Source organism: Streptosporangium sp. NPDC049046 (assembly GCF_040649155.1).
GTDB lineage: Bacteria > Actinomycetota > Actinomycetes > Streptosporangiales > Streptosporangiaceae > Streptosporangium.
On the sequence record NZ_JBEZEZ010000002.1, the window covers coordinates 248,161 to 265,300 of the forward strand.

General features: G+C 70.0%; 14 protein-coding genes. 11 read left to right on the forward strand and 3 right to left on the reverse strand.

Annotation, left to right across the window (positions count from 1 at the left end; translation table 11 throughout):
• Positions 1-57 precede the first annotated feature (57 nt).
• The 3 genes from purN (at position 58) to AB0B96_RS03555 (ending at position 2,603) form a co-directional block, all read left to right on the forward strand.
• Entirely contained in the window at positions 58-678 is a 621-nt protein-coding gene (purN, locus tag AB0B96_RS03545; protein WP_362896162.1) for a phosphoribosylglycinamide formyltransferase, read from the forward strand.
• A gap of 46 nt (positions 679-724) precedes the next feature.
• Positions 725-2,269, forward strand: coding sequence for a bifunctional phosphoribosylaminoimidazolecarboxamide formyltransferase/IMP cyclohydrolase (purH, locus tag AB0B96_RS03550; RefSeq protein ID WP_362896164.1), 1,545 nt, complete (start codon positions 725-727; stop codon positions 2,267-2,269).
• Positions 2,270-2,420: 151 nt separating this feature from the next.
• Positions 2,421-2,603 (forward strand): hypothetical protein, encoded by a 183-nt coding sequence (locus tag AB0B96_RS03555; RefSeq protein WP_350943434.1) that lies wholly within the window; start codon positions 2,421-2,423, stop codon positions 2,601-2,603.
• Positions 2,604-2,905: 302 nt separating this feature from the next.
• Here AB0B96_RS03555 and AB0B96_RS03560 read toward each other — a convergent pair whose 3' ends face one another.
• The gene (locus tag AB0B96_RS03560) at positions 2,906-3,562 is read right to left on the reverse strand and encodes an FHA domain-containing protein (RefSeq protein ID WP_350943436.1); all 657 of its coding nucleotides are present in this window, start codon (positions 3,560-3,562) and stop codon (positions 2,906-2,908) included.
• 181 nt (positions 3,563-3,743) lie between these two features.
• On the opposite strand from AB0B96_RS03560, the gene AB0B96_RS03565 reads away from it, so the two are divergent.
• The 3 genes from AB0B96_RS03565 (at position 3,744) to AB0B96_RS03575 (ending at position 6,631) form a co-directional block, all read left to right on the forward strand.
• Positions 3,744-4,865, forward strand: coding sequence for a citrate/2-methylcitrate synthase (locus AB0B96_RS03565; RefSeq protein ID WP_362896166.1), 1,122 nt, complete (start codon positions 3,744-3,746; stop codon positions 4,863-4,865).
• A gap of 147 nt (positions 4,866-5,012) precedes the next feature.
• On the forward strand, positions 5,013-5,303 hold the full coding sequence (locus AB0B96_RS03570; protein WP_362896168.1) for a DUF3017 domain-containing protein: 291 nt from the start codon (positions 5,013-5,015) through the stop codon (positions 5,301-5,303).
• A 113-nt stretch (positions 5,304-5,416) separates the two neighbouring features.
• Positions 5,417-6,631: an NADP-dependent isocitrate dehydrogenase gene (locus AB0B96_RS03575; RefSeq protein ID WP_350943440.1), complete on the forward strand. Its 1,215-nt coding sequence runs from the start codon at positions 5,417-5,419 to the stop codon at positions 6,629-6,631.
• A 151-nt stretch (positions 6,632-6,782) separates the two neighbouring features.
• Here AB0B96_RS03575 and AB0B96_RS03580 read toward each other — a convergent pair whose 3' ends face one another.
• Positions 6,783-8,384, reverse strand: coding sequence for a hypothetical protein (locus AB0B96_RS03580; RefSeq protein WP_362896171.1), 1,602 nt, complete (start codon positions 8,382-8,384; stop codon positions 6,783-6,785).
• Between the two features lie 245 nt (positions 8,385-8,629).
• On the opposite strand from AB0B96_RS03580, the gene AB0B96_RS03585 reads away from it, so the two are divergent.
• The 3 genes from AB0B96_RS03585 (at position 8,630) to AB0B96_RS03595 (ending at position 13,456) form a co-directional block, all read left to right on the forward strand.
• On the forward strand, positions 8,630-11,086 hold the full coding sequence (locus tag AB0B96_RS03585; protein ID WP_362896173.1) for a transporter substrate-binding domain-containing protein: 2,457 nt from the start codon (positions 8,630-8,632) through the stop codon (positions 11,084-11,086).
• A gap of 292 nt (positions 11,087-11,378) precedes the next feature.
• A complete protein-coding gene (locus AB0B96_RS03590) occupies positions 11,379-12,356 on the forward strand; it encodes a malate dehydrogenase (RefSeq protein WP_362896175.1) in 978 nt (325 codons plus the stop codon).
• Positions 12,357-12,607: 251 nt separating this feature from the next.
• Positions 12,608-13,456, forward strand: coding sequence for a hypothetical protein (locus tag AB0B96_RS03595; protein WP_362896177.1), 849 nt, complete (start codon positions 12,608-12,610; stop codon positions 13,454-13,456).
• Between the two features lie 84 nt (positions 13,457-13,540).
• Here the strand turns inward: AB0B96_RS03595 and galE are convergent, their stop codons facing one another.
• Positions 13,541-14,500, reverse strand: a complete 960-nt coding sequence (gene galE / locus AB0B96_RS03600; protein ID WP_362896179.1) for a UDP-glucose 4-epimerase GalE — start codon at positions 14,498-14,500, stop codon at positions 13,541-13,543.
• Positions 14,501-14,622: 122 nt separating this feature from the next.
• On the opposite strand from galE, the gene AB0B96_RS03605 reads away from it, so the two are divergent.
• Complete coding sequence (locus AB0B96_RS03605; RefSeq protein ID WP_362896181.1) at positions 14,623-15,936, forward strand: hemolysin family protein; 1,314 nt, start codon at positions 14,623-14,625, stop codon at positions 15,934-15,936.
• 45 nt (positions 15,937-15,981) lie between these two features.
• Positions 15,982-16,986: a tryptophan--tRNA ligase gene (gene trpS / locus AB0B96_RS03610; protein WP_362502675.1), complete on the forward strand. Its 1,005-nt coding sequence runs from the start codon at positions 15,982-15,984 to the stop codon at positions 16,984-16,986.
• Positions 16,987-17,140 lie beyond the last annotated feature (154 nt).

A 17,140-nucleotide genomic window follows, 5' to 3' on the forward strand; every position in this document is an offset into this window, starting at 1 on the left:
ACGGACAGGCCGATACCCTTGCAGCGGCGTGAGTCCCCGTCCGAATGGAGTGCGTCGGTGTCATCCCAGGCCGTTCGGCTTGTGGTTCTCGTGTCCGGTTCTGGAACCAACCTACAGGCCCTGCTGGACGCTGTGGCAGACGAGACCTACGGTGCCCGGATCGTGGCCGTGGGCGCCGATCGCGGCGGTATCGAGGGGTTGACCCGTGCGGAGCGCGCGGGGGTGCCGACCTTCGTGGAGAGGCTGGCCGATCATCCCACCCGCGAGGAGTGGGACAACGGGCTCGCCGCCCGGATCGCCGAGTACCGGCCGGACCTCGTGGTCTGCGCGGGATTCATGAAGATCCTCGGCGCGCCGACGCTGAACGCCTTCCCGGTCCTCAACACCCATCCCGCCCTGCTGCCCTCCTTCCCCGGCGCGCACGGCGTCCGTGACGCACTCTCGTACGGCGTGCGCGTCACCGGCTGCACCGTGATGCTCGCCGACGCGGGCGTCGACACCGGGCCGATCATCGCCCAGGAGGCCGTGCCCGTGCTGGACGGCGACGACGAGCCGACCCTGCACGAGCGCATCAAGACCGTCGAGCGTCATCTGCTCGTCGACACCGTCGGCCGGATGGCCCGCGAGGGCTGGACCGTCACCGGCAGGATTGTTCGATTCGGACGACCCGGCGGATGAGCCGGGTTCCCGGGGGAAACCCGGAACCAACCACGAGGAGCATGAAGTGACCCGCATCGCCATCCGGCGCGCGTTGATCGCGGTGTATGACAAGAGCGGGCTGGAGGAGCTGGCCCGTGGGCTCGACGCCGCGGGTGTGGAGATCGTCTCCACCGGGGGCACCGCCGCGAAGATCGCCTCCTTCGGCGTCCCCGTCACTCCTGTCGAGTCGCTGACCGGCTTCCCCGAGTGCCTCGACGGCCGGGTCAAGACGCTGCACCCGCGCGTGCACGCCGGGCTGCTCGCCGACAGCGGCAACCCGTCGCACACCAAGCAGCTCGAAGAGCTGGAGATCGAGCCGTTCGAGCTGGTGGTGGTGAACCTCTACCCGTTCGAGGAGACCGTGGCCTCCGGCGCCTCCGACGCCGAGTGCGTGGAGCAGATCGACATCGGCGGCCCCGCGATGATCCGGGCCGGGGCGAAGAACCACGGCACCGCCGCGGTGGTCGTCGACCCCGCCTTCTACGGTGAGGTGCTCGCCGCGATCGCCGACGGAGGCTTCACCCTCGCCGAGCGCCGCCGCCTGGCCGCCGCCGCTTACGCCCACACCGCCGCCTACGACACCGCGGTGGCCTCCTGGTTCGCGAGCGTCTACGCCGCCGAGGAGGGGGCGTGGCCGCGTTACATGGGCGCGGCCTGGGAGCTGCGGTCGTCGCTGCGCTACGGCGAGAACCCGCACCAGGGTGCCGCCCTGTACTCGGGGCAGAAGGACGGCCTGGCCAACGCCGAGCAGCTGCACGGCAAGGAGATGTCCTACAACAACTACCTCGACGCCGACGCCGCGTGGCGGGCCGCGTGGGACTTCGACGCGCCCGCCGTGGCGATCATCAAGCACCAGAACCCGTGCGGCATCGCGATCGGCGCGGACGTCGCCGAGGCGCACCGCAAGGCCCACGCCTGCGACCCCGTCTCGGCGTACGGCGGGGTGATCGCGGTCAACGCGGAGGTGACCGGGGAGCTGGCCCGGCAGATCGCCGAGGTGTTCACCGAGGTCGTGGTGGCGCCCTCCTTCACGGCGGAGGCGCTGGAGGTGCTCACCGCCAAGAAGAACATCCGGCTGCTGTCCTGCCCCGCGGGACCGTCCAACCCGGCGGAGTTCCGCCGGATCGACGGCGGCCTGCTGGTGCAGACCGCCGACCGGGTCGACGCCCCGGGCGACGATCCGTCCAACTGGGAGCTGAAGGCCGGACCCGCCGCCTCCGCGGAGGTGCTCGCCGACCTCGCCTTCGCCTGGCGGGCGTGCCGCTCGGTGAAGTCCAACGCGATCCTGCTCGCCTCGGACGGCGCGTCGGTGGGTGTCGGCATGGGTCAGGTCAACCGGGTCGACTCGGCGCGGCTCGCGGTCTCCCGGGCGGGCGAGCGAACTTCAGGGGCCGCCGCGGCCTCCGACGCGTTCTTCCCCTTCCCCGATGGTCTGCAGATCCTCATCGACGCGGGTGTGAAGGCGGTCGTGGAACCGGGCGGTTCGATCAGGGACGAGGAGGTCGTCGCGGCCGCCGAGGCGGCCGGGGTTACCCTCTACTTCACCGGAACCCGCCATTTCTTCCACTGACCCGCTCCCGCTGCGCGGCCGTCGCGACGACTGTGGCGGCTGCGCACAGGAGATAGGAAAGTGGCGGATTAGACAGGACCACCTGGATGAAAAAGCTTTGACCTGCGGTTAGTCTGAAGCATCCCTTTCGTCACAGTCGTGGAGCCTCCTCATGCCATTGCTCGACCACGCCCTGTACGCCTTTGTGATCATGCATGGTGTCTGGATCAGCCCCTGGATGATGATCATCCTCGCGCTCGGCGCGGCCTACCTCAGCGGGCGGGCGATGGAGTGGATCCCCTTCACCCGCAGGATCATCGAGCGTAAGGAGGCGAGGGAGGCGGAGCGCGGCTGACCCCGCGATCTCGGGCCCTTCTCCCTCGGGGACGCGGAGCAGGCCCCGGCGACGCCTGACGGTCATGGCGTCGCCTGGCAGCACGGGCGGCGCCTGACGGTACGGGTGGCGCCTGACAGCGCGGGCGACACCGAATGTCTCGGGCAGGACCGGATCATCCGGACCCGCCCGAACCATTCGGCTCGCTCGTTCGCGAGACCTTGCTCACCGGACCCGCCCGACACTCACCGGACCCGCCCGACCCATTCGGTGCGCCCGTCCATGAGACCTTGCTCACAGAACCCGCGGCCACAGGGCCTCGCTCACGAGGCCCTGCGGTTCGCGGTGGTGGACGACGCGGTCTGAGGCTCGGGAGCGCCGGCCGCGCGCTGCGGCGGCACCACGGGGGTGGGCCTGACCAGCCCCAGGGCGACGACCTCGTTCGCCAGCCTGGTGCGCCGGTTGGTGCCCTCCGGGATCCGGAACTTCTGGTAGAGGCGCAGGAGGTGCTGTTTGACAGCCGCCTCCGTCACCACCAGATCGTCGGCGATCTCCCTGGCCGTGGCCGGTGCGACGAACGCCTCGTCCGACAGCGCCGGACGGCACAGTGACGTCAGGACATCAACCTCCCGCCTGGTCAGCTCCGGCGCCGCGGCGCGGCGGAGCTCGATCTCCGGGGCGAAGTCCTCGCGTGGCACTCCGCCGATCCTGCCTCGTGCCGCACCGAAGGACACCACGTCACCGTCGTCAAGCACCCTCCGGGCGATCGGCCGACCGTTGACCCGAGTGCCGTTGCGGGACAGGCCCAGGTCAACGACGTACAGGTAGGGTCCGCGCCGGACGAATTCCGCGTGCAGCCGGGAAACACTCGGATCGGTGAGCCGGATGTCCACTCCCCGGCCACGTCCGATCGTCGTGATCTCGGGGCGCAACGGGACCACCTCGCCTGTGTCCTCGATGCGTATGAACGGCCCCTCCACGGCAGTTCCTCCCCAGGTAGCCCGCCGTAACTATTCCTACAGCTCCGGCTTACCCAGACGAGGTGATGGGGAATCGCCTTTGCCAGAAGGAGAATCCCACGTGAAATTGGCGTGCACCTCTCGGGAGGGTTTCCGCTGCTCACAGGTAGACTTCGGGCACAGATAAGCGGAGGAAACACTTATGGCGGACAAACCCACCAAAGGTCTCGCCGATGTCGTAGCCGCATCCACAGCGCTCAGTGACATCGACGGTCAGGCCGGTCGCCTCTTCTATCGTGGCTACGACATCCACGATCTGGCGGGCCGCACCACCTTCGAAGAGACCGCCCACCTGCTCCAGTACGGCACCCTCCCCACCCGGGACCAGCTGGCGGCGTACGGCGAGGAGCTGGTTCGAGGGCGCACGCTCGGCGCGCTCGTCGAGGCCAACATCCCGGAGATCGCGGAGAAGCAGGCCCCCATGGAGGCGCTGCGCACGCTGGTCTCGCTGGCCGGAGGCGACGATCCCGACAAGGACACCAACGACCCCGAGGCGAACCTGCGCAAGGCCGCCAGGCTGACCGCGCAGCAGCCGATCCTCGTCGCCCGCTACCACGCGGCCAGGACGGGCACCACCGTTCCCGACGCGGACCCCGAGCTGAGCGTGGCCGCGAACTTCCTCCTCCAGATCACCGGCCGTACCCCCGATGAGCGCGAGGTCGAGATCTTCGACGCCTGCCTGGTCCTGCACGCCGACCACACGATGAACGCCTCCACGTTCGCCGCCCGCGTCTGCGCCGCGACCCTGTCCGACATGCACTCGGCCGTGGTGGCGGCGATCGGCACCCTCAAGGGCCCCCTGCACGGCGGCGCCAACGAGCAGGTCATGCGCACCCTGGAGTCGCTCGACGCGGGTTCCGTCGCCCAGGCCGTACGGGACAGGCTCTCCGCGGGAGAGAAGATCATGGGCTTCGGGCACCGCGTCTACAAGACCGAGGACCCGCGGGCCACGCACCTGCGCAGGATGTCGCGGGAGCTCGGCGAGGCGTCCGGCGACGACACGTACTACCGGATGTCCAAGGAGATGGAGGAGGTCGTCTTCGAGACGAAGGGCCTCTACCCGAACGTCGACTTCTACGCGGCGACCGTCTACCACTATCTCGGCATCCCGACGGACCTGTTCACTCCCGTCTTCTCCGTGAGCCGCATGTCAGGATGGACCGCGCACGTCATCGAGCAGCACGCCGACAACCGGCTGATCCGTCCGGACAGCGAGTACATCGGCGAGCGTGACCAGAAGTGGAAGCCGATCACCGAGCGATGAGCCGGGATCAGGTGATCAGGGATCGTATGACCTGGAATCAGAGGAAATGGGATCATGCGCACCGGGATCATGTGACCCCGAATCAGAAGAACCGGGATCGGACAGGTCGGAATCGATGAGTCGGAGGCGAGAGCGAGTGATGGGCCGGTGAACGCGCGAGCGGTGAACGCGAACGAGGAGCGCTGGGGCGCGTACCCACTGGTGGCGGTCGGCGCGGTCGCCGCCATTGTCTTCGCGGTGCTGCTTGACATGCCCGAGTGGGGCGGTTTCGCCCTGGGTGCCGTCATGACGCTGGGGGCGCTGGCCAGGCTGGCCGGAGGCGGGCGGCTCGCCGTGCGCCGCAAGGCGACCGACGTCCTCACCCTCGCGGGTCTCGGAATCGCGCTCATGGTGGGCGGGCTGATCCTCGAATATCCGGCGCTCATGCCGATGCGATAGGTCGGAGGAACGGGTGCGTCGCCAGGCGACGGGCCCGGTCCGATAGCCTCAACGGCCAGTGAGCCTCAAAAAGGACTGTCTGGCCAAATTAGTTCAGAAGGGGAACCACACGCATGCCCAAGATCAAGGTAGAGGGCCCCGTCGTCGAGCTTGACGGCGACGAGATGACCCGGATCATCTGGCAGTTCATCAAGGACCAGCTGATCCTTCCCTACCTCGACGTCGACCTGAAGTACTACGACCTCGGGATCGAGCACCGCGACGCCACCGACGACCAGGTGACGATCGACGCCGCGAACGCGATCAAGCAGTACGGCGTCGGCGTCAAGTGCGCCACGATCACCCCTGACGAGGCTCGGGTGGAGGAGTTCGGCCTCAAGAAGATGTGGAAGTCCCCGAACGGGACCATCCGCAACATTCTCGGCGGTGTCATCTTCCGTGAGCCGATCATCATGTCCAACGTGCCGAGGCTCGTTCCCGGCTGGACCAAGCCGATCATCATCGGCCGTCACGCGTTCGGCGACCAGTACCGCGCCACCGACCTGAAGATCCCCGGCGAGGGCAGCCTCACCCTCACCTACACCCCCAAGGACGGCTCGGAGCCGATCGAGCTCGACGTCTACGACTTCCCCGGCCCCGGCGTCGCGATGGCGATGTACAACCTGGACGAATCGATCCGCGACTTCGCCCGCTCCTCCATGCGGTACGGCCTGTCGCGTGGTTACCCGGTCTACCTCTCCACGAAGAACACGATCATGAAGGTCTACGACGGCCGTTTCAAGGACATCTTCGCCGAGGTCTTCGAGACCGAGTTCAAGGCCGACTTCGACGCCGCCGGCATCACCTACGAGCACCGCCTCATCGACGACATGGTCGCCGCGGCGCTCAAGTGGGAGGGCGGATACGTCTGGGCCGCCAAGAACTACGACGGCGACGTCCAGTCCGACACCGTCGCGCAGGGCTTCGGCTCGCTCGGCCTGATGACCTCGGTCCTGCTCACCCCCGACGGCCGCACCGTCGAGGCCGAGGCCGCCCACGGCACGGTGACCCGCCACTACCGTGAGCACCAGAAGGGCAACCCCACCTCCACGAACCCGATCGCCTCGATCTTCGCGTGGACCCGGGGCCTGCAGCACCGCGGCAAGCTCGACAACAACCCCGCGCTGATCGACTTCGCGGAGAAGCTCGAGCAGGTCTGTGTCGAGACCGTCGAGGGCGGCCAGATGACCAAGGACCTCGCCCTGCTGGTCGGTGGCGACGCCAAGTGGCTGACCACCCAGGACTTCCTGGCGGCCCTGGACGAGAACCTGAAGAAGAAGATGGGCTGACCGGCACCCGACCGGTCTCCGGCGGCACCGGCCCTCACCCGGCCGGCACCGTCGCACGCAGAACCCGCAGAACCCGCAGGACCTGTGGAAAAGGGCCGCCCCACGGCGGCCCTTTTCCCGTTGCGGCCATGGCCCGGCACAGGGGGGCCGGTCACGACGCCGTCGCGGCCCCCAGGACGAGCGAGGCGTCGGCCGGGAGGCCGGGTACGCGGTGCGCCCGTCCGTTGACGGCGTCCACGCGGAAGAAGCCGAGGAGGTCGCCTCCCGCCTTCGCGCTCATCCTCACGACCACCTCGCGGTTGTTCAGCCAGCTCACGACCTCGGCCTCGGCGGGCCGCTTCACCTCGGGAAGCGGGAGCCGTTTGAAGACATCTCGTGATGTGGCGTCGACGATGTGGAGCCGGTGAGGTTTCTCGCTCTTTCCGGCGACGATCGCGGCGGAGTATCTCCCGCTGGGGGAGTCCGACCAGGTCCCGTACCGCTCCCGGAGCCAGGGGGAGATCTTCTCCGCCGGGGACATCTGTTCCGCGGGCAGGGATGTCAGGGTGCCGGTCGTGAAGTCGGTGCGCAGACGCCGCTCGCCGAGGGTGACGGTGAAGTGGCGGCCGTTGGGGGAGACGCTCACCGCGGTGCCGTTCTCGGTGTCGGCGGGAACGAGGACCGGCGACAGATGGCGCTTCACGCCGCTGCCGAGGTCATGGGCGACATAGCGGCGCTCCGCCGCGCTGAGGTAGGCGATGCGGCGCCCGTCGCGGCTGACGGCGGGGACGAGCCGGGGGCGCTCCCCCTCGTCCCCGTGTGCGAGGCGCTGGGCGGCGTCGGGGACGCTCAGCGTCGACTCGCAGGGTTTCCGGCCCTCGCAGGCGTTGGGGCCGGGAGCGGGGCTCTCGGGGCCGCCGGGAGCCAGTGTCAGCGTCCAGCCCGCGCAGGTGACGTCTCCGGCCCGCGCCGGGGGTGCGGCGTCGCCCTCGGGACACGGTGCCGGGACCGCGTAGCGGATCACCGAGGAGGTCCGCGGAGCCTGCCACGGCGCCGGGGCGCCGCCGGGTTCCCCGCCGGCCTGTTCCCGGCCGTCGGGCGCGGAACCGTCCGGCTCCCGGCCGTCGGGCTCGGGGCTGGAGACCGCCCGTACGGGCTCCTGCGCCGCGCGGGCCTGGTTGCGCTCGCCCAGCGCCGAGTTCCACACCTCGCCCTGCTGGAGCACGATGAAGGCGGCGACCAGTCCGACCGGGACGAGCGCGGCGGCCACGGTGAGCAGGATCCCCCTGGCGCGGCGTCGCCTGAGCGTGCGCATGGACCGGGCGGAGAGATCGGGGACGGAGGCCTCACCCGCGGCGTTGGCCATCCTGGTGATCAGGCGGCTCTCACTGCCCTTGGTGAGGGTGTCGACCGCTTCGGCGATCTCCGCCTCCACGGTCTTCTCCGGCAGCCCGAGAAGGGAGGCCATCTCCGCGCGGGACCTGCCGTCGTGCAGGCAGGCGACCACGAGAAGCCGCTGCCGGGGCGGGATCCGTACCAGCGCCGTCGGCCCCGCCGCGCTCGGCCGCTGGAGGAAGCGGCGGTAGAGCGCGATCTGGGCGTGCGTGGTGGGGTTCTCCCACAGCGGCGGCGGCCAGGAGAGGGCGACGGTGTGGAAGGAGCGCAGGGTGAGGCGGATGGCCTGCTCGTGGCTGCCGGTGAGGAGAAGGGCGGTGCCGACGAGGGAACGCTGATCGCGCTGTACGAACTCGCGATAACCGATATATCGGCGCATGGAAGTTTTTGCTCCGGCTTGCCTGAGGGACGTACAACGGTAGCGATCTAAGCGGCTGGAGCGCCAGATTGGGGTTAATGTCGGAAATTGGGTGGGTGGGATGCCCGTTGTTTCTCGGCGTGACACGACCGGAAGACCGGTCGTTCCCGGAAGGAATGTGGGGTCACGTCGGGATAACAGCGGGAGAGGGCGGGTCATGGCGCCGTAAAGTTTGCCACGTCGAAGATTACGAGACCGTGGGGACGATGATGCCGGATATCGCGCCACTGGAAGCGGGAGAGCCGCGCCAGCTCGGGCCGTTCCGCGTTGTCGGGCGGGTCGGCGAGGGCGGGCAGGGCGTCGTCTACCTCGGGATCAACGCCGCGGGGGAGCGGGCGGCGATCAAGTTGCTGCACGTGAAGTTCTCCGGCGACGCCATCGCGAGATCCCGGTTCGCCAGGGAGGCGAGGGCGGCCCAGCGGGTCGCCTCGTTCTGCACGGCGGGCGTGATGGACGCCGACCTCGAAGGCGACACCCCCTACATCGCGAGCGAGTACATCGAGGGCAGGTCGCTGCGCGAGGTCGTGGAGACCGACGGCCCCCTCAGGGGCGCCCCGCTGCAGCGGCTGGCGATCGGCACGGCCACCGCGCTCACCGCGATCCACCACGCCGCGATCGTGCACCGCGACTTCAAGCCCGACAACGTGCTCATCGCCGCCGACGGCCCGAGGGTCGTCGACTTCGGGATCGCCCGCATCCTCGACTCCACCGGAACGATCACCAGCCGGGCCATCGGCACCCCCGCCTACATGGCGCCCGAGCAGATCTCCGGCGCCGAGGTCGGGCCGCACACCGACGTCTTCGCCTGGGGGGCGACCATCGCGTTCGCCGCGACCGGCGAGACCGTCTTCGCGGGCGGCTCGATCGCGGTGGTGCTCAACCGCATCCTCAACCACGAGATCGACCTCGGCATGCTGCCGGAGCCGCTGCGCGGCGTGGTCGGTTCGGCGCTGGCCAAGTCGCCCGCCATGCGACCTTCGGCCGACCAGCTCCTGCTCCGGCTGCTCGGCCATCCCGAGACGGCGAACGCCTCGCCCGCGATCCTCACCCAGGGCGCCCAGGTCGCCGTCCCCAAGTCCTCCCGCGACGAGCCTCGGCCTCGTACCCAGGACGGTGACCGAAGCGGTGACCAGGGCCGTTCCCATGGGCAGGGCCTTTCCGACGGGCAGGGCCGTGAGCGGGGGTATGCCCGCGACGTCGGCGGTCAGGGCCGTGACGACGACGCCACCAGTCCCATGCGGACTCCGAACCCCAGGACGGGCGGTCTCCCGAACGACCCGCCTCTCCCGTCCACGGGGTTCCAGGTCCGGCATCCCGCCCACGACCGGCGTACGCACCCCGGCCACGGCGATCAGAGCGGAGGGACTCACCCGGGGCAGGGAAGCCGGACCGGGGCCGGCCAGGACGAGCGCCGCGCACCCACCGACCACGGCGGGCCCTCACACGTCCCCACATCCTCGGAGTACCCGTCCCTCCCGGACCACCGCGCTCCCGAGTCGTATCCCCCGGAGTATCCGTCCTTCCCCGGCCACCGGGCTCCCGAGTCGTATCCTTCGGAGCGGCGCCTCCCGGACCACCGCCCGCAGGAGCACCGCTCCTCGGGCCGTCACGACCATCCGGCTTCTCCCGACCACCGGGACCGCCCGCCGTCTCCCGACCACTGGGACCGGTCCCCGTCTCCGGGGTCTCCCGGGTACGTGGGGTACGCCGGGGAGGTGCCGCCGCCCAGCTGGCAGGCGGCCACGATCCCCGACGGGACACCGAAGACGCAGAAGACGCCGCGCCGCCCGCGTGGGAGGCGCTGGATCGCCGCCGCGGTGGCCGTGCTGCTGCTCGCCGCCGGGGCGGTCGCCGCCTACCAGTGGTGGCCGAGGCCCGTCGACAAGGGCGGGCCGAAGGAACCGGTCCCGACGGCGTTCACCTCCGTGGCGGACAAGGCCGCCAAGACCGGCAAACTCGTCATCGGCCTGCGCGACTCCCTGCCCGGCATCGCGCTGAAGAACCAGGGCAGGTGGAGCGGCTTCGAGGTCGACCTCGCCCTTGAGATCGCCAAGGCGCTGGGGGTGCCGGAGAGCGGTGTCACCTTCCGGGCCACCGCCCGTCCCGACCGGCCGAAACTGCTGGCGAACGGTGACGTCGACCTCGTCCTGGCCACGTACTCGATCAACGACACCGACGACGTCACCTTCGCGGGGCCGTACTACCTCGCCCACGTCGACGCGCTCGTCAAGGACGGTTCGCCGATCGTGACCGTGAAGGGCCTGGAGGGCAGCCGGATGTGCCAGCCGGCCTTCAGCGCGGCCGTGGCGGTCCTGCAGGGGGCGGTGGAGCAGCTCACGCTGGTTCCCGCGGAGACCTACTCCGACTGCGTCAACAAGCTGGCCGCCGGCGAGGTCGACGCGATCCCCGGCGACGACCTGCTGCTCGCCGGTTTCGGCAACCGGGAGAGCATCCACTACAAGCTGCTCGGCCTGAAGCTCACCGACGAGCGCTACGCGGTGGCGCTCAAGAGGGGCGACGTGCGCACCTGCGAGGCAGTCAGGGGGGCGATCGCCGACCTCTACCGGAGCGGTGCGGTCCGTAAGCTGCTCGACAAGCACTTCTCCAAGGTCGAGTTCTCTGAGCGGGAGAACAACCTCCCCACCATGGCCCCCTGCTCCTGACGCGCCGTCACACGACCTTGCCGGGGGAACCGGACCCGGAGGGAGCCGGTCACCCGGTCGTGACATTCGGCCGACGTCCGGAGACGGGCCGGCGGTCCACCGGTGGGCACCGGCGTCCATCGGCGTCCATCGGCGGATGGACGTAGGAGGTGCTCTCACCCGCGGTCGGCGGGGCGTTCGTCGCACCGGTCCCGCCACCCGGAGGGCCGATCAAGGCACTCGCCGGACGGTCGTCCACGGTGGACGGGTAGCATCCGAGCGTCACAATTCATCCTTCGAGTGGGGGAAGGTCATGGCCCAGACTCCCGTAAAGGTCACCGTCACCGGCGCCGCCGGTCAGATCGGCTACGCGCTGCTTTTCCGCATCGCCTCGGGCCAGTTGCTGGGCGCGGACGTCCCGGTCAAGCTGAGCCTCCTGGAGATCCCGCAGGCCGTGAAGGCCGCGGAGGGCACCGCGATGGAGCTCGACGACTGCGCGTTCCCGCTGCTGAGCGGCATCGAGGTCACCGACGACCCGAACGTGGCGTTCAGCGGCGCCAACATCGCGCTGCTGGTCGGGGCCCGTCCCCGCAGCAAGGGCATGGAGCGCGGTGACCTCCTCCAGGCCAACGGCGGCATCTTCGGCCCGCAGGGTAAGGCGATCAACGACAACGCGGCGGACGACATCCGCGTGCTGGTGGTCGGCAACCCGGCCAACACCAACGCGCTCATCGCCCAGCAGCACGCCCCGGACGTCCCGGCCGAGCGCTTCAGCGCGATGATGCGTCTCGACCACAACCGCGCGATCTCCCAGCTCGCCGCCAAGCTCCAGGTCCCGGTCTCCGAGATCAAGAAGATGACCGTCTGGGGCAACCACTCCGCCACTCAGTACCCCGACCTCTTCCACACCGAGGTCGGCGGCAAGATCGCCGCTGAGCTGGTCGACGACGCCTGGCTGCGTGACACCTTCATCCCCACCGTCGCCAAGCGCGGCGCCGCGATCATCGAGGCCCGGGGCGCGTCCTCGGCCGCCTCCGCCGCCAACGCGGCGATCGACCACGTCTTCGACTGGGTCAACGGCACCGACTGGACCTCGGCGGCGATCCCCTCCGACGGCTCGTACGGCGTTCCCGAGGGGCTCATCTCGTCCTTCCCCGTCGCCTCGCGCGACGGCAAGTGGGAGATCGTCCAGGGGCTGGAGATCGACGCCTTCTCGCGCGAGCGCATCGACGCCACGGTGCGCGAGCTGGAGGAGGAGCGTTCCGCGGTGCGCGAGCTCGGTCTGGTCTGAGCGGCCACGCGGCCAGGCGGTTTTCGATCCGAGCACCTGCACGTTCTCCGGTCCGAGCCCGTCACGCGCTCTTCGACCTGAGCCGCCCCGCGAACGGGGCCCCGGCATGCCGGGGCCCCGTTCGCGTTCCCGGCCCTTTCTCCGCGCGGCGTCGGGAGGCTCCTCCGCACCTTCGCGGCGCGGACGGCGAGGGGAGAAAGCGGCGTGTCGATCGTCGCGGAGCGGCGTGACCCGGCGTTCAATGATCACTTGTGGCCGGGGGATCGGTGTTCAGGGAGTACGCCGCGGTGAGGGTCGTCGCCGGGGTGATCTGTCTCGCGCTCGTCGCGACACCTCGGGGAGCGTTCGCCTCGCCAGGGGACGACACCTGGGGGGCCGCCGACCTGTCGGTTCGGCTCACGGCCTCCCCGAAGCGCGCGCAGCCGGGGCAGCCGATCACCTACCGGGCCGAGGTGCGCAACGACGGGCCGGGGGACGCGGTGCTTCCGCTGCTGACCGTCCGGCTGCCGGAAGAGGTGGCGGTGATCGGCGTGAACGTCGCCGAGTGCCGTCCCGGCGCGGTGGCAGGGGAGGTGGTCTGCCCCTCGGTGAAGGATGTCATGGCAGGTCAGGCCGGTGGGGTGACGATCACGGGGCTGGTGAGGTCCGGCGCGAGGGGGCCGCTGAGGGCGAGCGCGACGATCTCCTCCGAGGTCGTGGACGACGACGAGACGGACAATGTCTCCGAGACGCTGACCGAGGTGGACGAGGGTACGGATCTGGCGGTCCGGTTGTCGCGGGTGGCGCGTACGACGCGGGCGGGCCGCCTGGTGACCGTGGCCGCGGTGGTGCGCAACCGGGGACCGCGGCGCGTCCACGACGCGGGGGTCCTCTTCGACACCGGCGGGGCGCGCCTCATGTCGGCGAGGGGGGCGCGCTGCGACTCCCTCCCCGCCTATGTCGGGTGCAGGCTTCGTACGGTCGGCGCGGGCAGGCGGGTGAGCTTCACGCTCGCCTTCGTGGCCCGCGCGCACGCGCCCAGGGCCGAGGCGACCGTCTACTCTCTTCGGCTGGGCGACCGCCGTCCCGCCAACAACACGGCTCGCTTCCGCTTGAGGTAGGCGTGGCCGCCCGGCCGCACGTTTCCATGGACGGCGGCAGGCGGCGGCAGACGGCGGCAGACGAGGGCAGACGAGGGCGCTGTGTCAGCCGCGCAGGGCGGCCCAGGCGTCGGCGACGACGTCGCGGATCGACGGGTGCTCGGGCTTCCAGCCGAGCTCGCGCTGGATCTTGGCGGACGAGGCGACCAGCACGGCCGGGTCGCCGGCGCGGCGCTCGCGCACGACCGCGGGGATCTCGTGGCCGGTGACCTCACGGCAGACCGACAGCACCTCCTGCACGGAGAAGCCCGTCCCGCTGCCGAGGTTGTAGATCTTGTGCTCGCCCGCCGAGCAGGCGTCCAGTGCCAGCAGGTGGGCTTCGGCGAGGTCGGCCACGTGGATGTAGTCGCGCACGCATGTGCCGTCGGGAGTGGGGTAATCCGTGCCGAACACGCTGACCGACTCGCGACCGCCGAGTGCGACGGCGAGGACGTTGGGGATCAGGTGGGTCTCCACGGTGTGACGCTCGCGGTAGACGCTGCCGTCCGCGGCGGTGTACGCGCCGCCCACGTTGAAGTAGCGCAGGCTCACCGCGGCCAGGCCGTACAGTCCGGCGAACGCGCTCAGCGCGGTGTCGACCGCGAGCTTGGACGCGCCGTAGGGGTTGGTCGGCCGGGTCGGGTCGGTCTCCTCGATCGGGGAGCGCTCCGGCTCGCCGTACGTCGCGGCGGTGGAGGAGAAGACGATCCGTCCCACTCCCGCGCTCCGCATGGCGTCGAGCAGGGCGAGGGTGCCGCCGAGGTTGTGCGCCCAGTAGAGGTCCGGCCGTTCCACCGACTCGCCGACGAGGGACTTCGCCGCGAAGTGGAGCACGCCGTCCATGCCGGTCAGCAGGCCGGCGGCCTCGGTGATCGACCCTTCGACGAAACGGGCGCCCGGTGGCACCGCGTCGGCGTGGCCGGTGGAGAGGTCGTCCAGCACGGTGACCTCGTGGCCCGCCTCGACGAGTCGCGCCGCCACGACGCCGCCGATGTATCCGGCGCCTCCGGTGACGAGCAGCTTCACGGGGCCTCCTGTTTGATGATGTTTGTACTTGTTTACTTTTGTAAGTCTATTGCCAGCATATGCTGGCACATCAAATATCGACCACCGCCGGAACGGGCGACCGCCATGACGGAGACGATCTCGTGAACAGCGTCCTGGCGAACATCGCCTTGGTCATGCTCTTCGTACTGATCGGGGGATTCTTCGCCGCGGCCGAGATGGCCATGGTCTCCCTCAGGGAGAGCCAGGTCAGGCGGCTCGACGCCCAGGGCCGCAGGGGGGCGAGGGCGGCGAAGCTCGCTCGCGACCCCAACCGCTTCCTGTCCGCCGTGCAGATCGGCGTCACCGTGGCGACCATGCTCTCGGCCGCCTTCGGCGCCGACACCCTCGCCCAGGACCTCATCCCCGTGGTGACCGGCTGGGGGACGCCCGAGGCCGTGGCGGCCCCGCTCTCCCTGGTGCTGGTGACGCTGGCGATCTCGTACGCCTCGCTCGTCCTCGGCGAGCTGGTCCCCAAGCGCATCGCCCGGCAGCGGGCCGAGGGGATCTCCCTGCTGGTCGCGCCGTTCCTCGACCGGATGGCCCTGCTGTCGCGGCCGATCATCTGGACGCTGTCCAAGTCCACCGACGGGGTCGTCAAGCTGCTCGGCGGCGACCCCCGTGCCGACCGCGAGGAGATCTCCACCGAGGAGTTGCGCGACATGGTGGTGGGGCACCACGAACTCACCGCCGACGAGCGCCACCTGATCGGGGAGGTCTTCGCGGCGGGCAAGCGGCAGCTACGCGAGGTGATGCTGCCGCGCACCGAGGTGGAGTTCATGTCCGTCGACACGCGGCTGGCCGAGGCGGCGGTCCTGGCCGCGGCCATGCCGCACTCCCGCTTTCCCGTCTATCGCGACTCCTACGATGACATCGTGGGCTTCGTCCACATCCGCGACCTGCTCGACCCGGTGCTGACCGGGTCCATCGAGCCGATCAGCGAGCTGGTGCCGATCCGCCCGGTCAAGCTGGTCCCCACCAGCAAGCGGCTGATGGCGACGCTGTCGGAGATGCGCAAGGAGGGGCACCACCTGGCGATCGTGGTCGACGAGTACGGCGGAACGGCGGGCATCGTCACCCTGGAGGACCTCGTCGAGGAGCTGATCGGCGACATCCGCGACGAGCACGACGTGGCGGACGAGCACGTCGCACTGCCCGCGGGAGAGGTCGAGCTCGACGGTCTGGCCAACCTCGACGAGGTGGCGGCCGAGACCGGGATCCGCCTGCCCGACGGTCCGTACGAGACCCTCGGCGGGTTCGTCATGGGAGCGCTCGGACACCTTCCCGCGCTGGGGGATCGGGTGGAGATCCCGGGGTTCGACCTCACGGTCACCGACATGGACGGCCGCAGGGTCTCCCGGGTCAGGATCAAGCGGAGCGCGCCGCGCCAGGAGGTGCCGCCCGCCTCCGAGGGCTGAGCCTCGCGAACCAAGCACTCCCGACAGCTGACAGAATTGGCTGCTATGGCCAGTCCTCGTGTCCTGTCGGGAATCCAGCCGACCGCAGACTCCTTCCACCTGGGAAACTACCTCGGTGCCATCAGGCAGTACGTCGCCATGCAGGAGGGGTACGACGCGTTCTACTGCGTCGTCGACCTGCACGCGATCACCGTGGACTACCAGCCGGAGGTGCTGCGCAGGCGCTCCAGGGTCGCCGCGGCCCAGCTCTTCGCCGCGGGTCTCGACCCCGAGCGCTCCACGGTCTTCGTGCAGAGCCACGTCCGCGAGCACACCGAGCTGGCCTGGGTGCTGATCTGCCTCACCGGGATGGGCGAGGCCGGGCGGATGACCCAGTTCAAGGACAAGGCGGCGAAGGCCGGTGAGAGCTCGGCCAGTGTCGGGCTGTTCACCTACCCGATCCTGCAGGCGGCCGACATCCTGCTCTACCAGGCCAACCAGGTGCCGGTCGGCGCCGACCAGAAGCAGCACCTGGAGCTCACCCGCGACCTCGCGCAGCGCTTCAACCACCGCTTCGGCGAGACCTTCACGCTGCCGGACCCGCACATCGTCAAGGGGGTCGAGAAGATCACCGACCTCCAGGAGCCCACGGCGAAGATGTCGAAGTCCTCCTCCTCGCCCACCGGGATCCTGGACCTGCTGGAGCAGCCGGGGCCGCTCCGCAAGAAGATCATGCGTGCGGTGACCGACACCGGCTCCGAGGTCCTCGCCGACGACGAGAACAAGCCCGGCGTCACCAACCTGCTGCGCATCCAGTCCGCGCTGAGCGGCGTCCCGATCCCCGAGCTGGAGGCGCGCTACGCCGGGCAGGGGTACGGCACGTTCAAGAAGGACGTGGCCGAGGTGGTGATCGACACCTTCACCCCGATCCGCGAGCGCACCGAGAAGCTGCTCGCCAACGAGGCGGAGCTCGACCGGATGCTCGCCGTCGGGGCGACCAGGGCCCGCGCGGTGGCCGCCGAGACCATGGCCAAGGTGCGTGACCGGGTGGGCTTCCTGCCCACTTCATGATCTTCCGTCGCGGTCCGGGCGGTGTTCTCAGCCGGACCGCGACGCCTCCACACGGCCCTGACGATCTTCCTTCGTACGGGTTCGGGCGACCTCCCGCCCGCTGCGTGATCTCTCGTGTACGCACGGCTGTTTTTTCGCCGCCGTTCACGATCGG

Coding starts and splice junctions, on each gene's coding strand:
- AB0B96_RS03555 (WP_350943434.1), top strand. CDS start 2,421: ATGCCATTGCTCGACCACGCCCTGTACGCCTTTGTGATCATGCATGGT.
- AB0B96_RS03565 (WP_362896166.1), top strand. CDS start 3,744: ATGGCGGACAAACCCACCAAAGGTCTCGCCGATGTCGTAGCCGCATCC.
- AB0B96_RS03575 (WP_350943440.1), top strand. CDS start 5,417: ATGCCCAAGATCAAGGTAGAGGGCCCCGTCGTCGAGCTTGACGGCGAC.
- AB0B96_RS03580 (WP_362896171.1), bottom strand. CDS start 8,384: ATGCGCCGATATATCGGTTATCGCGAGTTCGTACAGCGCGATCAGCGT.
- AB0B96_RS03585 (WP_362896173.1), top strand. CDS start 8,630: ATGATGCCGGATATCGCGCCACTGGAAGCGGGAGAGCCGCGCCAGCTC.
- AB0B96_RS03590 (WP_362896175.1), top strand. CDS start 11,379: ATGGCCCAGACTCCCGTAAAGGTCACCGTCACCGGCGCCGCCGGTCAG.
- trpS (WP_362502675.1), top strand. CDS start 15,982: ATGGCCAGTCCTCGTGTCCTGTCGGGAATCCAGCCGACCGCAGACTCC.